At 58.6% G+C, this 25,658-nt stretch carries 26 protein-coding genes; 12 read left to right on the plus strand and 14 right to left on the minus strand.

Going from position 1 to position 25,658, the window contains the following annotated elements; translation table 11 throughout:
- Positions 1-31: 31 nt before the first annotated feature.
- From KIF87_RS00625 to KIF87_RS00675, 11 genes are all read right to left on the minus strand, one after another.
- Entirely contained in the window at positions 32-403 is a 372-nt protein-coding gene (locus KIF87_RS00625; RefSeq protein WP_045356147.1) for a hypothetical protein, read from the minus strand.
- Positions 404-490: 87 nt separating this feature from the next.
- The gene (locus KIF87_RS00630; protein ID WP_213328006.1) at positions 491-1,051 is read right to left on the minus strand and encodes an RNA polymerase sigma factor; all 561 of its coding nucleotides are present in this window, start codon (positions 1,049-1,051) and stop codon (positions 491-493) included.
- A gap of 5 nt (positions 1,052-1,056) precedes the next feature.
- Entirely contained in the window at positions 1,057-1,476 is a 420-nt protein-coding gene (locus tag KIF87_RS00635) for a hypothetical protein (RefSeq protein WP_024909528.1), read from the minus strand.
- 200 nt (positions 1,477-1,676) lie between these two features.
- Positions 1,677-3,227 carry a methyl-accepting chemotaxis protein gene (locus KIF87_RS00640; RefSeq protein WP_213327574.1) on the minus strand — a complete coding sequence of 517 codons (1,551 nt, stop codon included), beginning with the start codon at positions 3,225-3,227 and terminating at the stop codon, positions 1,677-1,679.
- 89 nt (positions 3,228-3,316) lie between these two features.
- Positions 3,317-4,333, minus strand: a complete 1,017-nt coding sequence (locus tag KIF87_RS00645) for a LacI family DNA-binding transcriptional regulator (protein ID WP_213327575.1) — start codon at positions 4,331-4,333, stop codon at positions 3,317-3,319.
- A gap of 28 nt (positions 4,334-4,361) precedes the next feature.
- Entirely contained in the window at positions 4,362-5,768 is a 1,407-nt protein-coding gene (locus KIF87_RS00650; RefSeq protein WP_213327576.1) for a sucrose-6-phosphate hydrolase, read from the minus strand.
- A complete protein-coding gene (locus KIF87_RS00655) occupies positions 5,768-7,138 on the minus strand; it encodes a sucrose-specific PTS transporter subunit IIBC (protein WP_024909534.1) in 1,371 nt (456 codons plus the stop codon). Before KIF87_RS00655 ends, KIF87_RS00650 begins: the two co-directional genes overlap by 1 nt.
- A 67-nt stretch (positions 7,139-7,205) precedes the next feature.
- Positions 7,206-8,723 (minus strand): carbohydrate porin, encoded by a 1,518-nt coding sequence (locus KIF87_RS00660; protein WP_038417486.1) that lies wholly within the window; start codon positions 8,721-8,723, stop codon positions 7,206-7,208.
- A 173-nt stretch (positions 8,724-8,896) separates the two neighbouring features.
- A complete protein-coding gene (gene cscK / locus KIF87_RS00665; RefSeq protein ID WP_213327577.1) occupies positions 8,897-9,787 on the minus strand; it encodes a fructokinase in 891 nt (296 codons plus the stop codon).
- Between the two features lie 88 nt (positions 9,788-9,875).
- Complete coding sequence (locus KIF87_RS00670; protein WP_213327578.1) at positions 9,876-11,087, minus strand: diguanylate phosphodiesterase; 1,212 nt, start codon at positions 11,085-11,087, stop codon at positions 9,876-9,878.
- A 95-nt stretch (positions 11,088-11,182) separates the two neighbouring features.
- The gene (locus KIF87_RS00675) at positions 11,183-12,664 is read right to left on the minus strand and encodes an alpha/beta hydrolase (protein WP_213327579.1); all 1,482 of its coding nucleotides are present in this window, start codon (positions 12,662-12,664) and stop codon (positions 11,183-11,185) included.
- 266 nt (positions 12,665-12,930) lie between these two features.
- Between KIF87_RS00675 and KIF87_RS00680 the strand changes: the two genes are divergently transcribed.
- The 7 genes from KIF87_RS00680 to KIF87_RS00710 are packed head-to-tail and all read left to right on the plus strand — an operon-like array spanning position 12,931 to position 19,765.
- Positions 12,931-13,785 carry a MurR/RpiR family transcriptional regulator gene (locus KIF87_RS00680; RefSeq protein WP_063142718.1) on the plus strand — a complete coding sequence of 285 codons (855 nt, stop codon included), beginning with the start codon at positions 12,931-12,933 and terminating at the stop codon, positions 13,783-13,785.
- 12 nt (positions 13,786-13,797) lie between these two features.
- A complete protein-coding gene (gene ddpX / locus KIF87_RS00685) occupies positions 13,798-14,373 on the plus strand; it encodes a D-alanyl-D-alanine dipeptidase (protein WP_213327580.1) in 576 nt (191 codons plus the stop codon).
- A gap of 15 nt (positions 14,374-14,388) precedes the next feature.
- Complete coding sequence (locus KIF87_RS00690) at positions 14,389-15,921, plus strand: ABC transporter substrate-binding protein (RefSeq protein WP_213327581.1); 1,533 nt, start codon at positions 14,389-14,391, stop codon at positions 15,919-15,921.
- Positions 15,922-15,944: 23 nt separating this feature from the next.
- Entirely contained in the window at positions 15,945-16,967 is a 1,023-nt protein-coding gene (locus tag KIF87_RS00695; protein ID WP_032656950.1) for an ABC transporter permease, read from the plus strand.
- A complete protein-coding gene (gene ddpC / locus KIF87_RS00700; RefSeq protein WP_047647662.1) occupies positions 16,964-17,857 on the plus strand; it encodes a D,D-dipeptide ABC transporter permease in 894 nt (297 codons plus the stop codon). Before KIF87_RS00695 ends, ddpC begins: the two co-directional genes overlap by 4 nt.
- On the plus strand, positions 17,857-18,843 hold the full coding sequence (locus tag KIF87_RS00705; RefSeq protein WP_213327582.1) for an ABC transporter ATP-binding protein: 987 nt from the start codon (positions 17,857-17,859) through the stop codon (positions 18,841-18,843). The genes ddpC and KIF87_RS00705 overlap by 1 nt, the downstream gene beginning before the upstream one ends.
- Positions 18,836-19,765, plus strand: coding sequence for an oligopeptide/dipeptide ABC transporter ATP-binding protein (locus KIF87_RS00710; RefSeq protein ID WP_193939570.1), 930 nt, complete (start codon positions 18,836-18,838; stop codon positions 19,763-19,765). Before KIF87_RS00705 ends, KIF87_RS00710 begins: the two co-directional genes overlap by 8 nt.
- On the opposite strand, the gene KIF87_RS00715 is transcribed toward KIF87_RS00710, so the two are convergent.
- Positions 19,762-20,511, minus strand: coding sequence for an SDR family NAD(P)-dependent oxidoreductase (locus KIF87_RS00715; protein ID WP_213327583.1), 750 nt, complete (start codon positions 20,509-20,511; stop codon positions 19,762-19,764). The two genes, KIF87_RS00710 and KIF87_RS00715, sit on opposite strands and share 4 nt — an antisense overlap.
- Before the next feature lie 114 nt (positions 20,512-20,625).
- Between KIF87_RS00715 and KIF87_RS00720 the strand changes: the two genes are divergently transcribed.
- The gene (locus KIF87_RS00720; RefSeq protein ID WP_213327584.1) at positions 20,626-21,531 is read left to right on the plus strand and encodes a LysR family transcriptional regulator; all 906 of its coding nucleotides are present in this window, start codon (positions 20,626-20,628) and stop codon (positions 21,529-21,531) included.
- Between the two features lie 23 nt (positions 21,532-21,554).
- Here KIF87_RS00720 and KIF87_RS00725 read toward each other — a convergent pair whose 3' ends face one another.
- On the minus strand, positions 21,555-21,983 hold the full coding sequence (locus tag KIF87_RS00725) for an OsmC family protein (protein WP_023311893.1): 429 nt from the start codon (positions 21,981-21,983) through the stop codon (positions 21,555-21,557).
- Positions 21,984-22,098: 115 nt separating this feature from the next.
- On the opposite strand from KIF87_RS00725, the gene KIF87_RS00730 reads away from it, so the two are divergent.
- A complete protein-coding gene (locus KIF87_RS00730; protein WP_213327585.1) occupies positions 22,099-23,058 on the plus strand; it encodes a hypothetical protein in 960 nt (319 codons plus the stop codon).
- A gap of 7 nt (positions 23,059-23,065) precedes the next feature.
- Here KIF87_RS00730 and KIF87_RS00735 read toward each other — a convergent pair whose 3' ends face one another.
- The gene (locus KIF87_RS00735) at positions 23,066-23,941 is read right to left on the minus strand and encodes a LysR family transcriptional regulator (protein WP_213327586.1); all 876 of its coding nucleotides are present in this window, start codon (positions 23,939-23,941) and stop codon (positions 23,066-23,068) included.
- 110 nt (positions 23,942-24,051) lie between these two features.
- On the opposite strand from KIF87_RS00735, the gene KIF87_RS00740 reads away from it, so the two are divergent.
- The 3 genes from KIF87_RS00740 to sra all read left to right on the plus strand — a co-directional run bounded on the left by KIF87_RS00740 (position 24,052) and on the right by sra (position 25,584).
- On the plus strand, positions 24,052-24,903 hold the full coding sequence (locus KIF87_RS00740; protein ID WP_213327587.1) for a Vmh family MBL fold metallo-hydrolase: 852 nt from the start codon (positions 24,052-24,054) through the stop codon (positions 24,901-24,903).
- A gap of 232 nt (positions 24,904-25,135) precedes the next feature.
- Positions 25,136-25,351: a biofilm-dependent modulation protein gene (gene bdm, locus KIF87_RS00745; RefSeq protein ID WP_023335793.1), complete on the plus strand. Its 216-nt coding sequence runs from the start codon at positions 25,136-25,138 to the stop codon at positions 25,349-25,351.
- Positions 25,352-25,446: 95 nt separating this feature from the next.
- Positions 25,447-25,584 carry a stationary-phase-induced ribosome-associated protein gene (gene sra / locus KIF87_RS00750; RefSeq protein ID WP_008501714.1) on the plus strand — a complete coding sequence of 46 codons (138 nt, stop codon included), beginning with the start codon at positions 25,447-25,449 and terminating at the stop codon, positions 25,582-25,584.
- Positions 25,585-25,658: the final 74 nt, after the last annotated feature.

Genomic DNA, 25,658 nt, shown 5'->3' on the forward strand with positions numbered 1-25,658 from the left:
AGTGAAAATTATCGTGTGAGGACGATGATTTTCATTCACGAAAAACGCAGTTTTTAAGGTGTATTCGGGGAGGCGGCGCCTGTACGGGCTGTTCTGCGGGAGCCAATGCCCGCCCTTGCGTAAACAGCTGCAGCAGCGCGAAGAAGATGATAATGGCCGGTAGCGCGCCGTCGAAGAACAGCGGCTGGGCGCAGAGCAGCGAGTGTGCGCCAAGTTGACAAGGCGACGGGCCGGGCTGTTCGGTGCTGCTGCTTTGAGCCGGGGCATCTGCGCTCAGAGAAATTTGCGGATCCAGTCCCTGTAAAAAATGGTTGAGCATCACCGCACGCTGCACGAGGCAAAGCGCCATCGCGAGACAGGTGACGATCAAAAGCCATTTTCCGAGGAGCTGACGGTTGCGCATAACATTCCAGAGTAACAAGACGCCCCGATCATAAACGATAGTGATGAATCTACAAGTGTCGGAAGTGTAAGGTTTTGTCTGCCACCGCTATTCGCCCGTCAGCGCGTCGTAGACGTCCCGCAGCCGCGTGCGCAGAAACAACACCGCCTTGTGCTTGCGGGATAACAGCGCCTGTTCGCTGGCGCCCGTCTCCTCTGCCAGCATTTTAATGCTGTAGCCGTGGAGTTCGGTCTTTTCAAACACCTCCCTCTGCGGCGGTGGAAGTTCAGACAGCGCCTGCCCCAGCTCTTCCCACAGCAGCGTTTTAAGGTACTCCTCTTCCGGCGTGTGCGGTACGCCGAACAGGGTTTCGGCCAGCTCGTCTTCCGGGAAACCCTCTTCGTCTTCGCCCGTAAAATAGCCGGAGAGTGAGACCTCGCGCTTTTTACGCGCCCGGTCGGTCATCTCGTTACGCGCCGCGCGGAACAGCCAGGCAGCGACATTTTCGACCGGCTGTTCCACTTTCATCAACTGATACGTCACTTCCTGCAAAATGTCGTCGGCATCATCGCGAACGGTGGTCCGTCCGCGAATGAAGGCTTTCAGCCGGGCGCGGCAGGCATTAAGCGCCGACATCAGCATGGATCCGCCCGCCTCCCCGGCTTTCATTTCGCTCACTCTGCTTCCGGCGCTTTTGGCGTGGCGTCGTCGCGCTTATCGTCACGATGACCGTGCCAGCCGCAGTGGCCGCGTCCGTGGCGACCAAACCCTTCGCGACGCTGCTGAATAAACGCCTCGCGCTGCTCGGGCGTCATGTTCATCCAGCGCTCGTGCATCCGGCGATGCGCGCCAAACATCCCCGGGCGGAAACCTAAACCCCCAAACAGAATGCGGCTCAGCACCAGAATGCCCAGCGCCTGCCAGAATCCGATGGCCTTAACGCCGAGGATGGCCGGGAGTAAGGCGTTCCACAGGGTCATCACCAGCAGGCCGAGCACGATGAAAATCACCGCGCCGATGACTAAGCCCTTACCCATGCGGTGGCGACCAAATCCGCGCCCGTGACCTCTGCCGTGCATATCAAAATCTCTCATGATGTTTACCTCTTTTACAGTAAGTGATTATGGCTTGTGATGAGGTAGACGGATGAGGGAGGGAAATATTGCTGGGATGAATGAAATAATTACGCTGGCCGCACATTCGCGGTTATTGCCCGGCGGCGCTTACGCTTACCCGGCCTACGAAACCCGTAGGCCCGCGCAAGCGTAAGCGCCGCCGGGCACATGTCAAAGGCTTACGCCTGCACCGGCAAACTAAAACTCGAAATACTCCGCGAAAGCTGCTGCGCCTGCTCTTCCAGCGAGGCCGCTGCTGCCGCGGACTGCTGCACCAGCGCGGCGTTCTGCTGGGTCACGCCATCCATCTCGGTCACCGCCTGCCCGACTTGACTAATCCCGCGGCTCTGCTCTTCAGAGGCGACGGAGATCTGCTCCATCAGCGTATTCACTTTATTCACCGATGAAATAATCGAGTCAATCACCTCGCCCGAACGGCTGACCAGTTCCGCACCGTTTTTCACGCTGGAAACCGACTGCGCAATCAGGCTCTCGATGTCCTTGGCCGCCACCGCGCTTTTCTGCGCGAGGGTGCGTACCTCGCTGGCCACGACCGCAAAGCCGCGCCCCTGCGTACCGGCGCGCGCCGCTTCAACCGCCGCGTTCAGCGCCAGAATATTGGTCTGGAAGGCTATGCTGTTAATCACGCTGGTAATGTCTTCGATTCGCTTCGAGTTCGCTGCGATGGTATTCATTGTGTCGATGACTTCGCGGGTTACCGCTTCGCCGGTGTGGGCATTTTTCACCGCGTCCTGCACCAGTTTTCCGGCCTGGTAAACGTTGTCGGTATTGTTCGCCACCGTCGCGCTCAGCTCTTCCATGCTGGCCGCCGTCTGGGTTAACGCTGAAGCCTGCTGTTCGGTACGTGACGCCAGGTCGATATTCCCGGAGGCAATCTCCTGCGCCGCGTGCGTTACGGTATGGCTCGCATCGCGCACCTGGGCGATGGTAGCAAGCAGTGCCTGACGCATCAGCTCCATCGAGCTCATGAGATGATCGATTTCGTTATGTGCGCTCTCCTTGACCGGCACCGGAATGTCCAGCTTGCCCGCAGCAATCTGGCTGCAGTGCTCGCGCGCCAGGTTTACCGGGGCAAAGACAAAGCGCTTCATCAGCAGGCTGACGGCGACAATCACCACCACAAACAGGCTGGCGATAGCGGCAATGATCGCCAGGCCAGAGACGAAGTTACTGCTCGCATCTTCGTTCAGGCTTTTGGCGTATTTCTGGTGGACGGAAAGGACCTGGTCAAGAACGATCTCGTACTGACGGTCAAGACGGGAGACTTCCGGGATCAGCGCGTTAAATTTGGCGACATCGTGCGCCTCGGCGGCATCGATCAGCGGCGCCAGTCCCTGGTTGCGGTAGTTTTGCCAGGCATCCTGATAGGCAGTCACCAGCGGCGCTTCATCCGTCAGACGCGGCGAGGCCATAAAGGCCGCAAAGGCGTGGTCCGCTTTGGTCAGCGCCTCTTTCACGGCGGTTAGCTTTGCAGCCCCGTCCGCCGAGCTGCCCGCTTCCACCATCTTCACATACTCCATCACCCGAACGCGCAGCGTACGGCTATGGTTGATAGGGTCAATAATGGACAGCACAACCTGGATCTCTTTGTTGACGTTATCCAGGGAATTATTACTTTTAATGATGAGGCCAACGCTGGTCACAGTGCTGACAACAAAGAAGAAAAGCAGTGAGAACAGGACGATCAGGGACGACTTTTTCAACGACATAAACCAATACCTCAAGGAAAATTATTCCTTATGGTTATCGGCCGTTCCAAAACTTAAATTAATTAAAGTTATTGAAGTATCAAGTCGGGCTATTTCGCTGACTTATAGCGTCGCTGCGGGGTAGCATCCAGTTTCCGCTGCAGCGGTTCCGGGGTCTCGCCCTCAATCAATTTACTAATCAAATCAAAGCAGTGCCACGCCAGCTGACGGTTATCCTGGCGAATGGTATCCACGGGGATCGTCAGCGAATCGTAGAGATAGTGATCGTCAAAACTGGCTAACCTGATATCACTTTGCAACAGGTTATGTTGGCCCATATAGCGCAGCACCCCTTCCAGCAGCCCGCAGGCGGCGGCGAACAGCGCTTTCGGCGGACGACCCAGACGGGCGCAGAGTTCAGCAAACATCTCGTACCCGGAGCTCGGGTGATAGTTGCCGTGAATGATCCACTCGGGGCGCAGTTCCACACCGGCATCACGCAGCCCTTGCTTAAACCCTTCCAGACGGTCACGCGTCGGGGATAGACGGGGCTGCCCGCCGAGGAAGTAGAACTCATCAGGATGCTGGCGCGCAATGTCGGCCACCAGTTCCGCCGTTGGGGTAATGGAATCGGTGATGACCAGCGGCAGCGCGCTGTCGTTGATGTGGCGGTCAAATAGAACAATGGGCAGCTGCTCGCTCAGCTTGTGGTAGTCCGCATCGTTAAGCATGCTGGAGGCAACAATCAGCCCGTCCACCTGACGTGCCACCATGTTGTTCACCACCACCGTCTCCTGCCCCGGGTTTTCATCGCTGCAGGAGATCAGCAGCTGAACGCCCGCCTCGCGGCACAGCGTTTCCAGCTCGTGAGAAAAGACGGCAAAACCGTAGTTGGTGATTTCCGGGACCACCAGACCAACGGTGTGGCTGCGGTTATCGCGCAGCGACCGGGCGTGAATGCTGGGCTGATAGTGGTGCTCTTTTGCAATCGCCAGCACGCGCTCGCGCGTCTCTTCCGCCACGCGGAGCTCTTTGCTGCGCCCGTTCAGGACCAGGCTGGCGGTGGCTTTTGACACACCCGCCAGCTCCGCGATGTCTTTAATGGTGACGCGTTTTGTTTTTCTCACAACGACTTAGATCCGGCTGCCAAAACCCTCATTCTATCATGCAGGCGCGCAGCGACCAGTAGCGTAATGTGATATCGGACGCACCTTCGAATCGCACCCGGGCCGGATGGTCAGGAAAATAGCGGCTGCTCATCACCCCTTCACCGTGATTGATGAAGATTTCAACGCTGGAGCGGTCGCACAGAACGCGCAAATGAGTGACGTCGCCCTGCCAGTAGCGGGTCAACGTTTCACCGGTTTTCAGGCTCGCGCGTTCAAGCCGTATACCCTGCTCATCGACCGTGAGGCGCAGCGCGCCGCCAAAATCGACATTCACCTGCGATGCGCTCAGCTCAAACTCCAGGCGCGTCGCGTCCAGGCCTGGCGCCTCGCTGGCGCGTCCCTGCCAGCGTTGCTCATCTTCGCGCAGCGCCGCCAGCTCGCGCGCCGGGGTCTGCCAGAGCCTGCCGTCGCGATAGCGTAATTCACGCGGGCAGGTCATCTGGTGCATCCAGCCGTGCGCCCGGGTTGGCTGAAGCATCTCTTCCCCGTCCGGTACGCCCATCCAGCCGATCAAAATGCGTCGCCCGTCTTCCGCCAGCGTCGTTTGCGGAGCGTAAAACTCAAAGCCCGCGTCCAGCTCGTGCAGATCGCCGTGATCGAATGCGGCGTTTGCATAGTCAAACGCCCCGCTCATCCAGGTAGCCGGATAGGTGTTAAGATAGCGATGCGGCTCGCGCGCCAGCCCCTGCGGACAGCTGATCAGGATGTGCGTTCCGTCGAGCGCGAACAGGTCCGGACACTCCCACATATACCCCGCATCCGTCAGGCCGTTGACCCCGTGACCGGCGATTTCCCCGCAGGACGCCCAGGCGTGCAAATCGGCTGATTTAAACAGCAGCACCTTGCCGCGCTTTTGCACATCCTGCGCGCCGAGCACCATGTACCACTCCCCGTCGTGCTGCCACACCTTCGGGTCGCGCACGTGGCCGGTGTAGCCTTCCGGCAGCGCCAGCACAGGACCCAGCTTCTTAAAGGTCCCGTCCGGCTGTTCCACGGCGAGGCACTGCCAGGCCGTGCGGCTGCCGTCATCAAACTTGACGTTGCCGGTGTAGCACAGGGTCAGGACGCCCTGGTTATCCACGGCGCTACCGGAGTAGCAGCCGTTGCGGTCATACGCTTCGTCGGGCATCAGCGCCAGCGGCTCGTGCCGCCAGTGCACCAGGTCCGCAGAGCTCCAGTGCCCCCAGCATTTAAACCGATGCTCGCAGTCCAGCGGGTTCCACTGATAGAACAGGTGGTAGCGGCCGGCAAACCAGATAAACCCGTTGGGATCGTTCATCAGCCCCGTCACCGGCGCGGGGTGCCACTGCGGATAGTGGCTATCCGCCTGCGCCCGCGGCTGACCTTTCATAACGGCCTGCAGGATTGCAGGCCAGCGGGAAGGTAACGTCATTATTCAGAGTCCGTTTTATATTTCAGCAGCAGTGAAACGGTAAACGCCACGCCGAAGGCAATCACCATACCGATAATATAGTTGAGCAGCGAGCTGGCCTGCACGATGGCCATCCCCGGAATAGCGGTTAACCCAACGGCGGTCATGTAGACATGGACTGAGACCACCCAGGCCCCGCCCACCGCGCCGCCAATCAGCGCGGCGATAAACGGTTTCACGAAGCGCAGGTTGATACCAAAAATGGCCGCTTCGGTGATGCCCAGCATTGCAGAAAACGCCGACGGTAAGGTAATGGCTTTGATTTTGGCATCTTTGGTTTTGAACCACACCGCCAGACAGGCGCCGCCCTGCGCCACGTTCGCCATGGCCCAGATAGGCAGCAGGAAGTTCACGCCAATCGACGGGTTACCCAGCAGCCCGGCTTCGATCGCGTGGAAGCTGTGGTGAATACCGGTGATCACAATCACCGAGTAAAGCCCGCCGAACAACAGCCCGGCCAGCCAGCCCGCGTGGGCGATCAGCGTGCTCAGAACGAAGGAGATACCATCCCCTAAGGCGCGCCCCGCCGGGCCGATAATCAGCAGGGCGATAAAGCCGGAGATAACGACGGTGAGGAACGGCGTCAGGATCAGGTCTAACGCGTCCGGGATCGCGCGGCGCAGGTTTTTCTCTACGATGCTCATGAACCAGACGGCCAGCAGCACCGGGAATACCGTGCCCTGATAGCCAATCATCGCGATCTCAAGACCGAAGAAGTTCATGGTGTGGAAGCCGGAGGCCACGCCCCAGGCGTTGGTCAGCGCCGGGTGCGTCAGAATGCCGCCCAGCGTCGCGCCGAGATACGGGTTGCCGCCAAATTCCCGCGCGGCGGTAAAACCAATCAGAATAGGCAGAATGATAAACGCCGCGGAGCTACACATGTCCAGCATGATGTAGATGGCGTTATCCGCATTGACCCAGCCGTAGGTTTTCACCATGCCGAGCAGGCCCATCAGCAGACCGGATGCCACAATCGCGGGAATGATCGGGACAAAGATATTGGAGAGCAGACGGGCAATGCGCTGGAACGGGTTCAGCTTGCGCGCCGCCAGATCCGCGGCCTCAGACTTACTGGATTCGCTAATCCCCGCCGCCTGAATAAACGCGGCGTAAACCTTGTTGACCACGCCCGTGCCAAAAATCACCTGCATCTGCCCGGCGTTACGAAAACAGCCTTTTACGCCGTCGACCTTGCCGATCGCCTGCTGATCGGCAAGCGCGTCATCAACCAGCACCAGACGAAGACGCGTTGCGCAGTGCGCCGCGCTGGCGATATTTTCCTTGCCACCGAGCAGCGGAATGAGCTCGCGGGCGATTTGATTAAAATCCATAGATACCTCTGCCTGACTTCTTTTTTATGATGTGCGAAACGCTCCCGCCAGGCGGGAGCGTGATGGGTTAAAACCAGGTTTCCATCTGGACCCCAAAGTTCCATTCCCCGCCGGCGTTGAAGCCGCTGCTGCCAAAGGCATCATCGCTGGCGTAATGATCCAGTTTGCTGCTCCAGTCCATCCAGGTGGCAAACAGACGAAGCTCCGGACGGCTGAAGAAATCGCCGATTTTGCTCGCTTTTAACGTCGGCGCAAAGGTCAGCTTGTAGAAACTGCCGTTAACGGCGTTGCGGTCCTTATAGCCTTCCGGATTTAAATCCATGTACTGATAGCTTCCCTCAAACGCCAGGGCGAAGTTCTGCGTCACCTCTTTAATCAGACGGGTGTTGAGCGTCACCCACTCATAGCTGTCGCCCTTGACGTAGCGATCTTTACTGCTCTGCGCCAGCACGGCGGGCGCAACGCTCCAGCCACCGCCGATTGGCGTGACACCGTAACTTGCGAAGCGCCAGGTATCCGCCTCAGGCAGCAGCGCGCCGTCGGAGCCGATGCTTTTCACTTCCGCACCCAGCCCGTGACCGTACAGCAGCGCCGTTTTGGCGGTCCCTTCCCGCAGGCCGTAGAAGCTCTCGTTGTGCAACCCGACCAGTGCATGAACGCCGGTATTCGCAGCGTCAGTTTTGATGAGATCGCCGTTGGTATCTTTACGGTCGTCGTTATCCTTCGCACGCAGGCCGCTCACCATCAGCTGGAACGGTCCGGCGAAGTGGTTCATGCTGAGGATATAGTTCTGAACGTTATTGTCGGTCTGCTCCACGCTGCCGAAGTTGCGGCCGTAGATCGAGAAGTTGCTGCGCAGCGAATCGTTCCACTTCACGTCATAGACGCCGCCGCCGGTACCGGCGAGGAACACCACGTCGGAATCCAGCCAGTGAATGTCAAAGTTGTCGCGGTCAAAGCGTTTACCCGCCCAGAAGGTGCTGCCCTTCAGCGCGCCGGTAAAATCAGGCAGATTGCCCAGCTCCGCGAAGGCCTGGCGAATATTGAGATCGCTGGTGTCGGCTGACCAGTCGTTATAGGTTCTCTGACCGTCGGCGAGCATCGCTTTGAAGCGCGTAGTCGCCCCGTTGTCCAGGGTTTGCTTGTGCTCCAGGTTCAGCTCAACGTAGGTGTCTGCTTCGTTACCCAGACGCCCTACCGCACCGCCGGTTTCACCGGCCGGGGTCAGATAAGGACCGCTTTTGCTGCTGGAGGCCGCATCGTTCATCAGCAGGCCCGAACGGGCGTAGCCGTGGAACTCAAATCCGCTGCTTTGATCCGCCTTCTTCTCCAGCGCGGTGGTGCGCTGCGCCACCGCCTGGGTTGTGGTTTGCGTCTGCTGCTGGGCGGCAACCAGCTGCTGCGTTTTTTGTTCTGCATCGGTGGCGCGCTTCTCAGCCACCTGCGCACGCGTTTCCGCAGCCTGGAGTCGCTGCTCCATCGCGGCAAGACGCGCTTCGATACTTGTCATATCCGTCTGGGCAAAAACAGAGGTACTTCCGGCCAGCATGCCTATCATCACGGCAAGTCTGCGTTTTTTATACATTTTGTCGCATCCCTAAAAGAAGTCATTAAACGTGCTAAATTGCTAAACCGGTTTAGGTTGCTGATACTAAACCTCTGAATTTTGGATCGGCAATCTTTTTTGCTAAACCGTTTTAGTAAGTGTGATCGAGGCGACAATTCAGGCCGCCGGATGGCGGCCAGTGAAGGAAGGAATTACAGATCGTGCTGCCAGGGCAATGCGGTCATTGCTCCTTTGGCGGTAGTGGCTAACGCGCCGCAGCGCTGGGCTAAGGCGATGACGGGCGTCAGGTCCTGCCCGGCAGCCAGGCCGTAGAGCAGTCCGGCGACGAAGGCATCGCCCGCTCCGGTCGTATCAACACACTGAACGGGGGTTGCCGGATAGTGTTTCACGGTGCCGTCATGCCAGGCGATCACCCCCTCTTTTCCCTGGGTGACCAGCACCAGACGCGCCGGGCAGCGCGCCATCAGCGCGTTCAGACCGACGCTTACCGGCACATCGCCGGTTAAAAATGCCAGCTCTTCGACAGAGAGTTTCACCACGTCTGCGCTCTGCAGGGCCTGCTCCAGACAGCGGCGCAGCGCGTTCTCATCCGGCCAGAGGTCCGGGCGAATATTGGGGTCGAAGCTGACGTAGCCGCCCGCCTTGCGAATGGCGGTCATCGCCTCAAACGTCGCGGAACGGCTCGGCTCTGCGCTTAACGCGATGGAACAGACGTGCAGCCACTCTCCGGCGCTGAACGTCGGCAGATCGGCAGGTTCCAGAAACAGATCGGCGCTCGGGCGCACCATAAAGGTAAACGAGCGTTCGCCGTGGTCATCCAGATCGACCACCACCGTTGAGGTGCGGTGCGCCGGATCAAGGCGCATATGCTTCACGTCAACCCGCTCGTCGGCTAATGTCTTAGACATAAAACGTCCGAAAGGATCGTCGCCAACCCTGCCGATAAAGGCGCTCTGGCCGCCCAGCCGGGCAATGCCGACCGCAACGTTTGCGGGTGCGCCGCCGGGACACTGCAGTAATCTGCCTTCTCCATCAGGCAGCAAATCCACTACCGCATCGCCAAGTACCCAGATTTTTTTCATGTAACCCTCTCAGCTAAACTATGTTAAACCGTTTTAGCTATTTAAGCACAGGCAGGGCGAAGGGGAAATAACGGGAAGGAAATTTGGCTTAACGCACCAGATGCGGCCAGTGAATATCACCGACGCCGTTAATCTGCGGACGGGCAAACAGAAAGCCCTGGAAACGGCGGATACCGGCAGACTCGAGCCAGCACCACTCCTCTATCTTCTCGATCCCTTCGGCCACCAGGGTAATTTCGAGATCGGAGCAACAGCTGACGATGGAGCGCACAATCGCCTGCTTCGGGCCGCTGAGGTGGATATCGCTGACTATCTCCCTGTCAATCTTAATTTTATCCGGCTGGAAGCGGGTCAGCAGCGAAAGACCGGCATAGCCGGAACCAAAATCATCGATCGCCAGACCCACACCCTCGCCGCGAAGCTGCTTAATGGCGCTGTTGAACTGGTTAAGTCCGGAGATCATCTCGTTTTCAGTGATTTCGATCACCACCTGCTCCGGCTGAAGACCATGTTTTTTAATCTGATCGACCAGAAATTCCACTGCGTCGGGGACATTCACCAGCGACATCGGCAGCAGATTGACCGCAATTTTATGGCTGCCAATCCCCAGCTTTTCCGCCAGCGCAAAGGCATACGCTTTCGTCTGGAGATCGACTTCGTAGAGTTTGTCCGGGTCGAGGGTACTGAAGAAGTGCTCCGGACTGCCGCCGTCGTTGCCGCGAATAAGGGCTTCCAGCGAGCTGATCTTCCCTTCCGAGGGCTCAACGATGGGCTGGAGCGCGAACTGACAGGTTTGGTTGGCCATCAGCCCCAGGCGTTCGCCAAAGGGTAACGCCTCGGGTGACAGCGTCCATTTTTCAGGGACGTAGCGCCCGCCCGACGGGGCCGGACGTTTGCCCATAATAAACGTCTGAATAAATTTGAACACCCGATCGTCGGAGGTGAGATAGCTGTCCAGCTTGCTGTAATGCAGAACCGACTGCAGCACCTCTTTCGGCGACTGAGTCTGCAGATCGAACAGCAACATCCCGACGTTTTCGAAGCGTCTGCGCGGGCCGTAATCCCGCATCAGTTCAACCACCCCACTGTGCCGCTTGTCCTCACGGATGGTATGGAAAAGCTTAACCACACTCTCTTCCGACCCTTCCAGGATTTGCAGAACGTCGCTCCCTTTAGCAAGGAGTACACCGGTAATGTTCAGTTTTGCGTTACGGCCTCTGGCGCGATCCACCAGCTCCCGCAGCTCGGTGGAGGGGCGGGATAAATTCAACTGGCTTCGGTAAATCAGAGTCGTCAGCACAAAAATAGGTTCCAATGAGAAAGAGAGGTGCCTTGAAGCTATTATTTAACATACTTAATCAATGCGACCTAACATATTCACACCACAGGGGAACGTTACTTTTCCCCGTCCCCGATCCGGCTGTTAATCCTCTCCTGCATATAGTCATAAAACGGGTTCGAGGTGACCCGCATCAGCGCCTCTTTTCCGACGCTCAATACGGAGGTTTCGCCCCAGAGCGCAATTGTCCCCAGGCTGATGCCGTAGCGGTTTTTCACCCCAGGCTCACGGCCATAGAGATCGTCATCCGGCGGGAACGGCACCGCAACATGCGACAGCGAATAGACATCCTGCGGCCAGGCCTGCGCCAACGGCACGACCGTCTCCCGGGTGCTGCCGGCCGGGGTGATTTTCGCTACCGTCGAGAAGCTGTGTGCGTCCGCATTGGTAATAATCGTGACACCGTAACGTCTCTGCGCAACCGGCAGCAGCGCCGAGGTGGCCGTCCAGGACGACGGTTTGAACAGCGGACGGAAGCTCGCCGCCTGGTTGATGTCAAACACCACCAGCTCGCTGCCGTTTGCCGGAAGCTGGTCAAACAGGCCGGTCACCACCGCGCGGGTGCTGACCGTAGAATCCATCACCGACTGGAACGCCAGCACCGGCGGCAGCTGTGCCAGCCGTTGCTCCCGCGCCTCGCGGCCAATCTGCTCCTGAAGAGCCTTCGTCAGCAGCCATGACTGGCGCGCGGCGTTCACCGGGAACGAGTTATATTTATACGGGTTATATTCCGGCGCGATATTCAGCCACGCCGCTTTGGCAAACGCCGGCAGCAGCGCAGGTAGCCCGGCGAAACCGGCAAAGCGCGCAAAAGCCGTCACGCCGATCATCGGTGAGAGCAGTATCACCTGCTGCGGTCGACGAAGCGCAGGCGCGTCCAGCGCATCGAGGGTATATTTCATCGCCAGCGCCCCACCGTTAGAGTAGCCCACCAGATGCAGAGGGACTGTCTCACCCGCCAGACGCGTGGCTTCCCGCACCGCAAGACGCGTCGCCGCCAGCCACATCTCCCAGTCAACGTCCGTCAGCGCGCCGGGCGCGGTGCCGTGCCCGGGCAGGCGCGGGACCACCGCCACAAAACCGCGCTGTTGATAGTTCACCGCAAGGCGTCTGACGCTGTAAGGCGAGTCCGTCAAACCGTGCAGCAGCACTACCGCGCCGCGGGGCTTTCCGGCAGGCATCAGCACAAACGAGCGGTTGGCATCGGGAGCAAACTGACCGGGCCACACCAGGCTCTGGCGATAGAAGCGGTTTAACGGCGAACGTTCCTCGCCCTCTGTTTTCGCCGTCACCGCGCGATCAAGATCGGCGAAAATGGTGTTTTCCCGGGCGATATACCCGGCAAAATTGGCGTTATCCATCTCGCGCACGGACATCTCGTCGGCCCGCCAGGTATGCCAGAGGTGCAGTTCCGGTCCCTGCTGCGAGAGATAGACCCTAACCGCCAGCAGGACGACCAGTACGATCCCTACGACCATCCCTATTTTCTTTGCAAGCGTCATCAGGCGCACGCTGACTCGCCAGGGCAGATTTGCCATGCCGGGATCCCTTTTATGTTCTCAGTACATCTATCTTATCAAAAATGTGAACAGACTGACGTATTCACCAAATTCATACCTGCCGCGTCAGACAGTGCACCAAAAGTGAACTACGCTGCACAAATGTTGATCATTGGTTAAACAATTATTGCATGAAGTTTACTGCACAGCGGGTTTAACCCGCCCTGTGAACATGGCACGCGTCATGCATTGTTAACCAGGTAACACAAACTCAGCCATTGACAGCCTGTTAACAGCGAGGCGGTATGACGACGAAACCTGAGATGTTAAGCCGTATCGAAGCGACGTTCAGCCAGCTCACGCCCAGCGAAAAGCGGGTCGGAAGCTGGCTGCTGGCGCACGCCGCGCAAATCCCGTTTGAAACGGCTGAGAGCGTGGGTCAGGCGAGCGGGACCAGCGGAATTACCGTCGGACGCTTCCTGCGCAAGCTGGGCTATCGCAACCTGGAAGATGCCAAAAAGAGCCTGCGCGATCCGTATCAGCCCTGGGGCATGAACGAGCGGCTGGACTCCTGGCAGCAGCAGCGCCCCCTTTCCAGCCGCCTTCAGCATGCCCTGTCGCTGGAAGTGGATGCCATCACGCAGGTGTACCAGCTGGCGCAAACGGACGCCTTCCGTCAGGTGGTGCACAACCTTGCCCACGCTGACGCGGTGTTTGTGCTGGGGATCCAGTCCACGCGCGGGATTGCCAACGCCTTCTTCAGCCACCTAGAGTACCTCCGCCCGCGGGTGAGCTATTCGGAGGGGGCGTCCGGCAGCTGGGTAGAATCCCTGAACTCGGGGTTTTCGCACCCGTACGTTGTACTGACCGACACGCGCACCTACTCCTCGATGGCCCGCCAGTACTGCCGCGTTGCCAGCGAGAAAGGCATTCCGCTGGCCTTAATCACCGATATCTGGTGCCCGTGGGCGCGGGATTACCCGATTGATTTACTGCAGGTGAAAACCGATACCGGTCATTTCTGGGATTCACTTGCCCCCGTTAGCTGCCTGTTCAACCTGCTGCTGTCGGGCGTGGCGGAAGCGCTGGGTGATGCGCTCCCGGCACGACTGGCGGTCAACCGACAATTACAACAAGAGTTTGGTCAATTCGAACGCTAAAGGAGCGGAGCTATGCCCGAAGAGAGTGAACTGATTGATGTGGCGAAGACGTTTCCCACGCTGCATATCGATCTGAAGTACGCCACCGCCGACAACATCACCGGCCGCCCGATCTATCAGGAGGCGCTGTGCCTGCTGCATAGCGACGCGGCCACCGCGCTGGCAAAAGCCATCAGCATTGCCTCCCTGGCCGGGCTGAAGCTGGTGGTCTACGACGCCTATCGACCGCAGCAGGCGCAGGCTCAGCTGTGGTATGCCTGCCCGAACCCGGAATATGTGGTCGACGTGGCGATTGGCTCCAATCACAGCCGCGGTACGGCCATCGACGTCACCCTGATGGATGAACATAACGCCGTGCTGGATATGGGGGCAGGTTTTGACGAAATGCATGACCGATCGCATCCGTATCACCCCTCCGTGCCGCCGCACGCCCAGCGCAACCGTCTGCTGTTGAACGCCATCATGTTCGGCGGCGGTTTTGTGGGTATCAGCAGTGAATGGTGGCACTTCGAACTGCCGTATGCCGCCAGCTACCCGCTGCTTGACGACCGTTTTGCCTGTTTTCCACTGACGCACACCCCTCTTTAAACCTGGAGCACTGCCATGAAAACATCGCTTATTTCGACGCTGATCGCCGCCACGCTGGCCCTGAGCGCACCGCTGGCGCTGGCTGCCGTCCCGAAAGACATGCTGGCGATCGGCAAAGCCGCCGACCCGCAAACGCTCGACCCTGCCATCACCATTGATAACAACGACTGGACCGTCACCTATCCTTCCTACCAGCGTCTGGTCAAATACAAGCCAGGCTCTACCGAGGTGGAAGGCGATCTGTCGACGGGCTGGAAGGCGTCCGACGACCAGAAAGAGTGGACCTTTACCCTGGCGGATAACGCGAAATTCTCTGACGGCACGCCGGTCACCGCTGAAGCGGTAAAACTCTCCTTTGAGCGCCTGCTGAAGCTCGGCCAGGGGCCGTCTGAAGCCTTCCCGAAAGACCTGAAAATTGATGCCGTCGATGACCATACGGTGAAGTTCACCCTCAGCCAGCCATTCGCGCCTTTCCTCTATACGCTGGCAAACGACGGGGCGTCCATCATTAACCCGGCGGTGCTGAAGGCCAATGCGGCGGACGATGCGCGCGGTTTTCTGGCGCAAAACACCGCCGGTTCCGGCCCGTTTATGCTCAAAAGCTGGCAGAAAGGCCAGCAGCTGATCCTGGTGCCTAACCCCCACTGGCAGGGTGAGAAGCCGCACTTTAAGCGCGTCTCGGTGAAAATTATCGGTGAAAGCGCCTCGCGCCGACTGCAGCTTTCCCGCGGCGATCTGGACATTGCTGACGCCCTGCCGGTCGATCAGCTTGCGGCTCTGAAGCAGGAAGGCAAAGTCGCCGTCGCGGAATACCCGTCCCTGCGCGTGACTTACCTCTATCTCAACAACGGTAAAGCGCCGCTCAATCAGGTGGATTTACGCCGGGCCATCTCCTGGGCGACGGATTACCAGGGGATGGTAAAAGGCATTCTGAGCGGCAACGGCAAGCAGATGCGCGGCCCAATCCCGGAAGGCATGTGGGGCTTTGACGCCACGGCAATGCAGTACAGCTTCGATGAGGCCAAAGCCAAAGCGGCGCTGGAGAAGGTCAAAGACAAACCCGCCAGCCTGACCTTCCTCTACTCGGATAACGACCCGAACTGGGAGCCGATCGCCCTTTCCACTCAGGCCAGCCTTGGCAAGATCGGCATTAACGTCAAGCTGGAAAAACTGGCCAATGCCACCATGCGCGACCGTGTCGGAAAAGGCGATTACGACATTGCCATCGGCAACTGGAGCCCGGACTTTGCCGACCCGTACATGTTCATGAACTACTGGTTCGAATCGGACAAAAAAGGGCTGCCGGGCAACCGTTCGTTCTATGAGAACAAAGAGGTTGATTCCCTGCTGCAGGCCGCGCTGAAAACGACCGATCAGGCGGAACGCACCAAAGATTACCAGCAGGCGCAAAAGGTGGTCATCGACGAGGCGGCCTACGTTTATCTGTTCCAGAAGAACTATCAGCTGGCGATGAACAAAGAGGTCAAAGGCTTCACCTTTAATCCGATGCTCGAGCAGGTGTTCAACATCGCCACCATGAGTAAATAACGGTTCTCGCCGGGGGAAAGTGTATGACGTTCTGGAGCATCGTGCGCCAGCGCTGCTGGGGGTTAATCCTGGTGGTGGCCGGTGTCTGTATTATCACCTTTATTATTTCACACCTGATCCCCGGCGATCCGGCCCGTCTGCTGGCTGGCGATCGCGCCAGCGACGAAATCGTGCAGAACATCCGCCAGCAGCTAGGGCTGGATCGGCCGCTGTATATACAGTTTGGCCGCTACGTGGACGCTCTGGCGCACGGTGATTTAGGCACGTCCATCCGTACCGGACGTCCGGTCGCCGAAGATCTAAAGGCCTTTTTCCCCGCCACGCTGGAACTGGCCTTTTGCTCTCTGCTGCTGGCGCTGGTCATCGGCGTGCCGCTGGGGATTTTATCGGCGGTGTACCGCAACCGCTGGCTCGATCACCTGGTGCGTTTAATGGCGATGACCGGGATCTCCACGCCTGCCTTCTGGCTTGGGCTGGGCGTCATCGTGCTGTTCTACGGGCACCTGCAGATTCTGCCGGGCGGCGGCAGGCTGGACGACTGGCTCGATCCCCCGACGCACGTCACCGGATTTTATCTGCTGGACGCGCTGCTGGAGGGCAACGGTGAGGTGTTCTTCAACGCGCTTCAGCACCTGATTTTGCCCTCGCTAACGCTGGCGTTTGTTCACCTGGGGATTGTGGCGCGCCAGGTTCGTTCGGCGATGCTGGAGCAGCTTAGCGAGGATTACATCCGCACCGCGCGCGCCAGCGGCCTGCCCGGCTGGTACATCGTCCTGCGCTACGCCCTGCCCAATGCGATGATCCCGTCCATCACCGTGCTCGGGCTGGCGCTGGGCGATCTGCTTTACGGCGCTGTGCTGACCGAAACCGTCTTTGCCTGGCCGGGCATGGGCGCCTGGGTGGTGACGTCCATTCAGGCGCTCGATTTCCCTGCCGTAATGGGCTTTGCCGTCGTCGTTTCGCTGGCCTACGTGCTGGTTAATCTGGTGGTCGATCTGCTTTACCTGTGGATTGACCCGCGAATCGGGCGCGGAGGTGCCGAATGATGTTAACGCAGGAAACGCCCGTCCCGGTTAAAACCGCCAGACAACGCATCAACTGGGCAAAGCTGTTCTGGATGCTGCGTCAAAGCCCGCTCACGATCGTTGGCGGCGTCATTATGATTGCGATGCTCTTTCTGATGGTGGCCTCACCGTGGATTGTGCCGCATGACCCGAACGCGCTGGATCTGACCGCCCGCCTGCAGGCGCCTTCTGCGCAACACTGGTTTGGTACCGATGAGGTAGGACGCGACCTGTTCAGCCGCGTGCTGACGGGCAGCCAGCAGTCGATTACCGCCGGGCTGGCGGTCGTGGTGATTGCGGGCGGCATTGGCTCACTGCTGGGCTGTCTGTCCGGCGTACTGGGCGGGCGCGGCGACGCCATTATCATGCGGGTGATGGACATTATGCTCTCCATTCCCTCCCTGGTGCTGACCATGGCGCTGGCCGCCGCGCTCGGTCCGAGCCTGTTTAACGCCATGCTGGCGATTGCGATTGTCCGCATCCCGTTTTACGTCCGCCTGGCGCGCGGGCAAACCCTGGTGGTGCGCCAGTTTACCTACGTCCAGGCCGCCCGCACCTTTGGCGCGTCCCGCTGGCATTTGATCCGCTGGCATATCCTGCGCAACGCCCTGCCTCCGCTGATTGTGCAGGCTTCGCTGGACATCGGCAGCGCCATTCTGATGGCCGCCACGCTGGGGTTTATTGGCCTGGGCGCGCAGCAGCCCACCGCCGAATGGGGGGCGATGGTAGCCGTGGGCCGTAACTACGTCCTGGACCAGTGGTGGTACTGCGCCTTTCCCGGTGCGGCGATTTTAATTACCGCCGTGGGCTTTAACCTGTTTGGCGACGGTATCCGCGATCTGCTGGATCCGAAGTCGGGAGGAAAACAGTGATGACCGAACCGGTATTACGTATTGAAGACCTGCATCTGAGCTTCCCGATTTTTCGCGGTGAGGTCCACGCGCTGAACCACGTCTCGCTGGAGATCGGCAGGGGCGAAATTGTCGGCGTGGTGGGCGAGTCTGGCTCGGGTAAATCCGTGACCGCCATGCTCGCCATGCGGCTGCTGCCGGAAGGGAGCTACCGCATTCATCACGGTCAGGTGAAGTTACTCGGCGAAAACGTCCTGACGGCGTCCGAGAAGCAGCTTAGACAGTGGCGCGGAGCCAGAGTGGCGATGATTTTTCAGGAGCCGATGACAGCCCTCAACCCGACGCGGCGGATTGGCAAACAGATGGTGGAGGTGATCCGCCAGCATCAGACGCTTTCGCGGCGCGAGGCGCAGCAGAAGGCGATTACCCTGCTGGAAGAGATGCAAATCCCGGACGCGAAGCAGGTCATGGAGCGTTATCCGTTTGAACTGTCCGGCGGCATGCGCCAGCGGGTGATGATCGCCCTTGCCTTCTCCTGCGAGCCGGAGCTGATCATCGCCGACGAGCCCACCACCGCGCTGGACGTTACCGTCCAGCTCCAGGTGCTGCGCTTGCTGAAGCATAAGGCGCGGGCCAGCGGTACCTCGGTGTTGTTTATCAGCCATGATATGGCCGTGGTGTCGCAGCTTTGCGACAGAATGTACGTGATGTACGCGGGCAGCGTGATCGAGAGCGGTGCCACGCAAACGCTGATCCACCGCCCCGTGCATCCCTATTCCATCGGCCTGCTGCAGTGCGCACCGGAAAACGGCCAGCCGCGCGACCTGCTTCCCGCCATCCCCGGCACGGTGCCCAACCTCAGCCAGCTTCCGCAGGGTTGCGCCTTCCGAGAGCGCTGCTTTGCCGCTGGGGCGAAATGCAGCGAAACGCCGCGCTTACAGCCCAATGGCGCAGAAGGCCAACAGGCTGCCTGCTGGTATCCACAACGGGAGAAACACCATGTCTGATGTACTGCTGGAACTGGATAGCGTGCACGTGAACTTTGCGGCGCGCAAAAACTGGCTGGGGCGCGTAACGGAACAGGTACATGCCCTCAACGGGCTCGATCTTCAGATCCGTCGGGGGGAAACGCTGGGCATTGTCGGGGAATCCGGCTGCGGGAAAAGCACGCTGGCCCAGCTGCTGATGGGCATGCTTAAGCCCAGCACCGGCGCGTGCCAGCGGGCGCACCACGCGGGCGGCATGCAGATGGTGTTTCAGGATCCGCTCTCTTCGCTCGACCCGCGATTGCCGGTCTGGCGCATCATCACCGAGCCGGTGTGGGTGCAGAAACGCAGCAGCGAGCGCGTGCGCCGTCAGCTGGCGGAGGATCTGGCGCTGCAGGTTGGCATTCGCCCGGAATATCTCGACAGGCTTCCGCACGCCTTCTCCGGCGGGCAGCGCCAGCGCATTGCTATCGCCCGGGCGCTGTCGTCCGACCCCGATATTATCGTGCTTGATGAACCCACCAGCGCGCTGGATATCTCCGTGCAGGCGCAAATCCTCAACCTGCTGGTGAACCTGCAACAGCAGCGTAATCTGACCTACGTGTTAATTTCGCATAACGTCTCGGTGGTCAGACACATGAGCGACCGGGTGGCGGTGATGTACCTCGGGCAGATTGTGGAGCTGGGCAGCGCCGCGCAGGTGCTTGGCGAGCCGCGCCATCCCTATACCCGTCTGTTGCTCGACTCGGTTCCCCGCACCGGTGAACCGCTGGATGAAAATCTGGCGTTACGCAAAACGGAGCTTCCCGGCAACCGTCATCTGCCCGAAGGCTGTTTTTTCCGCGACCGTTGTCCGATGGCAACGCAGGGGTGTGAGCGTCCTCAGCCGTTACAGCCCTCACGCGAGGGCCGTAACGTCCGCTGCTGGCGCAGTCTGGATTAGATTTGGGCCATCCCGCCGTCCACGAACAGCTCGGTGGCGTTAATAAAGCTGGCCGCGTCGGAGGCCAGAAACGCCACCGCTTTACCCACCTCACCCGGCGCGCCTAAACGCCCAAGCGGTACCTGTGCGGCCAGCACGTCGTACAGCCCCTGACGGTGTTCTTCCAGCACCAGATCGCCGAGACCCGGCGTTTTGATTGGCCCCGGGCTCACCACGTTGACGCGGATCCCGCGGCCCTGCAAATCCAGCGCCCAGGAGCGGGCAAAGTTGCGCACGGCGGCCTTACTGGCGCTGTAGACGCTGAAGTTGGCCGTCCCTTTAATGGACACCGTCGAGCCGGTCAGAATAATCGACGATCCGGTTGATAACAGCGGCAGCGCCTTCTGCACCGTAAACAGCACTCCGCGAACGTTAGTGCCGAAAATCCGGTCAAACTGCTCTTCGGTGATCGCGCCCAGCGGCAGCATATCGCCGCCACCGGCGTTGGCGAACAGAATATCAAGACGGCCTTCATCTTTGGCTATCCGGGCATAGACCTCATCCAGATCGGTAAGCTTAGAGACGTCCGCGCGAATGCCTACCGCGGTTGAAGCAATTTCAGCCACCGCCGCGTCCAGCTCGGCCTGGCGACGCCCGGTGATGTATACCTTCGCGCCCTGAGCCGCCAGCTCCTGCGCCGTGGCAAGACCAATACCGGTGCTACCGCCGGTGACCAGTGCGATTTTTCCTGAGAGAGTCGTGTTCATGTCATTTACCTTTTATTGGGTTTGCGTTGGACAAACTTTAGCCCTTGCGGCATTAGTGAAAAACAGGCAAAAATGAAAATGACTATTCACCCACAGAAATAATCAGAGGTCATCATGGACCAGCTCATGGCGATGCGCGCTTTTACGCGGGTCGTGGAGTCAGGCAGTTTTACCCGCGCGGCGGACTCGCTGAATATGCCGATCGCCACGCTGAGCAAGCTGGTTAAATCGCTAGAGTCGCACCTGCAGATACGACTCCTGCACAGGACGACTCGCCGGGTGGTCGCGACGCCTGAAGGGATGGAATACTATGAAAAAGCGCTCAGGGTGCTGATTGATATCGAAGACATCGACACCTCGTTTCGCATTTCCCGCGCGACGCCAAAAGGGCATTTGCGGGTTGACGTGGGCGGCTCCACCGCACGGGACGTCCTCATCCCCCTGCTTCCGGATTTTATGCGGCGCTACCCGGATATCCGCATCGACCTTGGCGTGGCCGACCGGCCGGTCGATCTCATCAGCGGTAACGTAGACTGCGTGATCCGCGGCGGGCCGCTGGACGACTCGACCCTCATCGCCCGTAATATCGGTAACGCCGAGATGGTCACCTGTGCGACGCCGGGTTACCTGAAAAATCATGGCGTACCGGCCTATCCGCAGGAGCTGTGCAACGGGCACAAGCTGATCAGCTACCTTTCGCCCGTCACCGGGCGGGCATTTCCGTTTCGCTTCAGACAGAACGGCGAGGCGCTGGAAATCAACATTCCGCACTATTTCGGCGTCAATGAAAGTAATGCCCATCTGGCTGCTGCCGCGGCGGGGCTGGGGATCGTTCAGACCTTTGAGTATTCGGCAAAGTCGTATTTGCAGGCGGGAACGCTGACGGCGATCCTGGGCGACTGGCGCCCTGCCGCCTATCCGTTTCATGTGGTTTACCCGCAGAACCGGCATTTGACGCACAGACTGAAGGTCTTTATCGCCTGGCTGGCGGAGGTGTTCCCCGCCGCGCTGAAGGGGTAGCCGGGCGCGAACCCGGCTGGGGCTTAGTTAAGCTTATAGTCCAGGGTAATCTCGGCTTTCAGGAGCTGCGATACCGGACAGCCCGCTTTTGCTTTCTGAATAATGCCATCGAACTGCTGGGGGGCGATGCCGGGAACGGTCACTTTGCTTTTCAGGGCAACCTTCGTAATGGCAAAGCCGCCGTCGGTTTTATCCAGAGAGACGTCCGCCGTGGTATCAATGGAATCGGCGGTATAACCCGCTTCGCCGAGCATTAGCGACAGCGCCATTGAGAAGCAGGCCGCATGTGCCGCGCCAATCAGCTCTTCGGGGTTGGTCCCCTTTTCACCCTCAAAGCGGGTATTGAAACCATAAGGCTGTTGATTGAGAACGCCGCTCTCGGTGGAAACCGTTCCTTTTCCGCGCTTAATGTCGCCAGACCAGTGTGCCGAACCGTGCTTATGAATAGTCATTCTTGCTCTCCTTTTGGCTTACAAAGGGTTAAGTATAGACTACGCATCTGGCCCACCCTGGAACACAGACAATTCCAGGACTTTCACCTGCTGTACCGACAAAAAGGATAATGATATGGCGCTAAAATTCAGGATGGCCGTTGCCGTAACCACGCTGGCTCTGTCGTTGTCATCACTGGCGAAAACGCCGGAGAACTTTATCTATACCAGCTCGGGCGATCTCGACGCGGCGTTTCCACTCGTTGCGCGAAGCGACATCGGCGGCGTGCAGATCGTTTACAACTGGCGCTTGCTGGAACCCAAGAAGAACATCTATGACTTCTCGCGGATTGAGCAGGATCTGGCGCGCGTTAAGGCCGCCCGAAAAAAGCTGTTTATTCAAATCCAGGATCGTTTCTTTGAGCCGGACGCCCGCTACGTGCCGGACTATCTGATGCACGATAAGCGATATGGCGGCGGGATTACGCCGCAGTTCGATAACCCCGGCGAAGGCAAGCCAGTCGGTTCAGGATGGGTGGCGCGTCAGTGGGATCCCGCCGTGCGCGAGCGCTATCAGGCGCTGCTGGCCGCCCTCGCGAAACGCTTTGATGGCGAGGTGTACGGGGTAAACCTGCCCGAAACCGCCATTGATATCGACGAAAAAAATCCGCCCGCCGGGTTCACCTGCGACAGCTATTTCGCGGGTGAAATGGAAAACCTGGCCTTTGCGCGAAAGGCTTTTCAGAAATCACACGTGGTGCAATATGTAAACTTCTGGCCGTGCGAATGGGATAATGACCACAACTACATGGGGCGTCTGTTTGCGTATGCCAGCGCCAACACTGTCGGTCTGGGCGGGCCGGACATTGTTCCCAACCGCAAGGCGCACATGAAGAATGCCTATCCCTTCTTCCATAAAAATAAACAGACGCTGCCGCTCATCGCCATGGCGGTTCAGGAACCGACCCTGACCTATAAGGATCCTCAGACCGGAAAACCGTTCACCAAAGCGGAATTTGTCCGCTTCGGCGAAAGTTATCTCGGTGCCGATATTATATTCTGGAGCACGGCGTCTCCCTGGCTAAAGGCAAAGTAATCCCCTCTTATGCCAGGTAGCGCGACAGTTCGTCGAGGAACACGCGCAGCGCGGCAGGCTGGTATTCCCGGGACTGATAAATGCCATGGATGGCAAGCGGTTTCGGCTCAAGCGCCTCCAGCACCGGCACCAGTAATCCCTGTTCCAGCGCGGCAGACGCTTCGCGCTCCGGCAGCATGGCGATACCGCAGTGCTTAATCGCCGCGTCCATCAACAGCGAAGAGATGCTGGCGCTCAGGTTGCCGCTGACGGCCACGCTCAGGCTTTCACCATCCGGCGTCAGGAAGTGCCAGGACTGCCCGGCGAAAAAGCTGTAGTGCAGGCAGTTGTGCTGCGCTAATTCTTCGGGGCTGACGGGGGTACCGTGCTGTGCAAGATAGTCCGGCGAGGCGCAGAGCACCGAGCGACACTCCCCCAGCCGGCGGGCGATCATGCCGGGTTCAGGGTTGTCGGTAATGCGCACGGCGACGTCAATGCGCTCTCCCACCAGGCTGACCGGGTGGTTATTCACATCCAGCTCAATGCGCAGCTGCGGGTAACGCGAGAGCAGGCCGGGCAGTACCGGCGCAATCAGGTGCATGGCGGTAAAGTGCGCGCAGGCCACCCGCAGCGTGCCGGACGGCAAGTCTTTCTCCGACTGACCTTCAATTTCCTGCGAAATCTGCGAGAGCGTCCGCGTTTTCTGCAGCACCTTTTCCCCTGCCGCGGTCAGCGTCAGCTTGCGCGTGGAGCGGTTTACCAGCCGCGTTCCCGCCCACTTCTCCATTTGTTCAAGGTAGCGGCTCACCATCGGTCGGGAAATGCCCAACGCGCGGGCCGCCGCGCTCAAACTGCCCAGCTCGCATATCCGGTTGTAGACCTGAGCGGCGATAACGCGATCCATAAAAGCTCCATTTGCTCGATTTATGAAACTAAGCATGTCTTGTTTCAGGAATTCTGGCAAATACGAATATCCGTACAATAGACACATTCCTGAACAACAGAGACAACAGCATGAAACTCACTCACCTTGCCCTGCTTTCCACCCTTATCACGCCGGCTGTTTTTGCTGCGCCGTTGACCATTGATACCTATAACCCACAGGATAAAGGCATTTTCGCGGTCTCCTCCACGCTGGTTTCCGGCCCGAAAGAGGCCGTGCTGTTTGACGCGCAGTTCAGCGTGAAGGATGGCGAAGCGCTGGTAGAGAAAATTCGCCGCAGCGGTAAAACCCTGAATAAGATTGTGATTACCTCTGGCGATCCGGATTTCTATTTTGGCCTGCAGCCGCTGGTCAAAGCCTTCCCGAATGCCAAAGTGGTGGCCACGCAGCACGTGGTTGACCATATTAAAGCCACCAAAGACGCCAAGCTCGCCTTCTGGGGCCCGCAGATGAAAGACGGCGCGCCAACGGAGCTGGTCGTCCCGCAGGTGCTTGCCTCCACCACGTTCATGGTTGACGGGGAAAAAATCGATATCGAGCAGCCGGAAAGCTACGCGGCCTATGTATGGATCCCGTCAGCGAAAACGATCCTCGGCGGCACCGGGGTAGCCTGGGGCATTCACGTCTGGACGGCAGACACCCAGACGCCGGAAAGCCGCAAGCAGTGGCAGGAAACCCTTGTGAAGATGGCCGCGCACAAGCCAGAGCGTGTGATCCCGGGCCACTATCTTGGCACGCCACCCGCCGGGACTGGCGCGATTGATTTTACCCGCGACTATCTGCAGCGCTTTGACAAGGCCTTATCCGCGCATAAAGATTCCGCAGGCGTCATCAGCACCCTGAAAAAACAGTATCCGGGCCTGGCGGAAGAGAGCTCGCTGGAATTAAGCGCGAAGGTGAATACCGGCGAAATGAAGTGGTAATTTAAAAATCTGCTCCTGCTATATTTCCGTGATGGCAGGAGCATCGCCAAAATATCCCCGCCGTTACCCGTCGATATAGCCACACCTTTTAAAAGCACATAAAAGCATGCACTTATGTCATTTTTATTTCTAAGATGAATCTGAGCCACAACCGGGAAAATATTTGCCATTCTGTTTATGAATTAAATTTTTGCGAGCCGTACCATTAAACAGACAACGACACGGAGGCAACATGTTTACTTATTACCCGGCTAATACCACAGCAGCACAACCTGAACTCGTTAACGCGATTGCGCAGGGTCTTCACGCCGAGCACGGTGCTGTGACTGAAGATGACATTTTGATGGAACTCACCAAATGGGTGGAATCCACGGATAATGACATCCTCAGTGACATCTACCAGCAGACCATTAACTACGTCGTCAGCGGGCAAAACGCACCTTTGTAAAAACCTGCTAAGCTGGATCAGCAACCTAAGGGGTTACATTTCGTTTGCGTAAGCAAACTGGTCCTTAAAACTATCAACAGGATTGAGGAGTTAACATGAAATCGAACCGTCAGGCACGCCATATTCTGGGACTGAACTATAAGCTTTCCAATCAGCGTAAAGTGGTGATTGAAGGCGACCATGAAACGCAGGTCACTCACGCTACCGGCAGAAAACGCCACGCGGGCAAGTAAGTTCCAGACTGAGATCCAGAACACCATCGGTAATCCCGGTGGTGTTTTTGTTTATGTGTTGCGGTAATTAATAT

This window comes from Enterobacter sp. 120016, assembly GCF_018383635.1.
In the GTDB taxonomy this organism is placed as follows: Bacteria; Pseudomonadota; Gammaproteobacteria; order Enterobacterales; family Enterobacteriaceae; genus Enterobacter; species Enterobacter asburiae_D.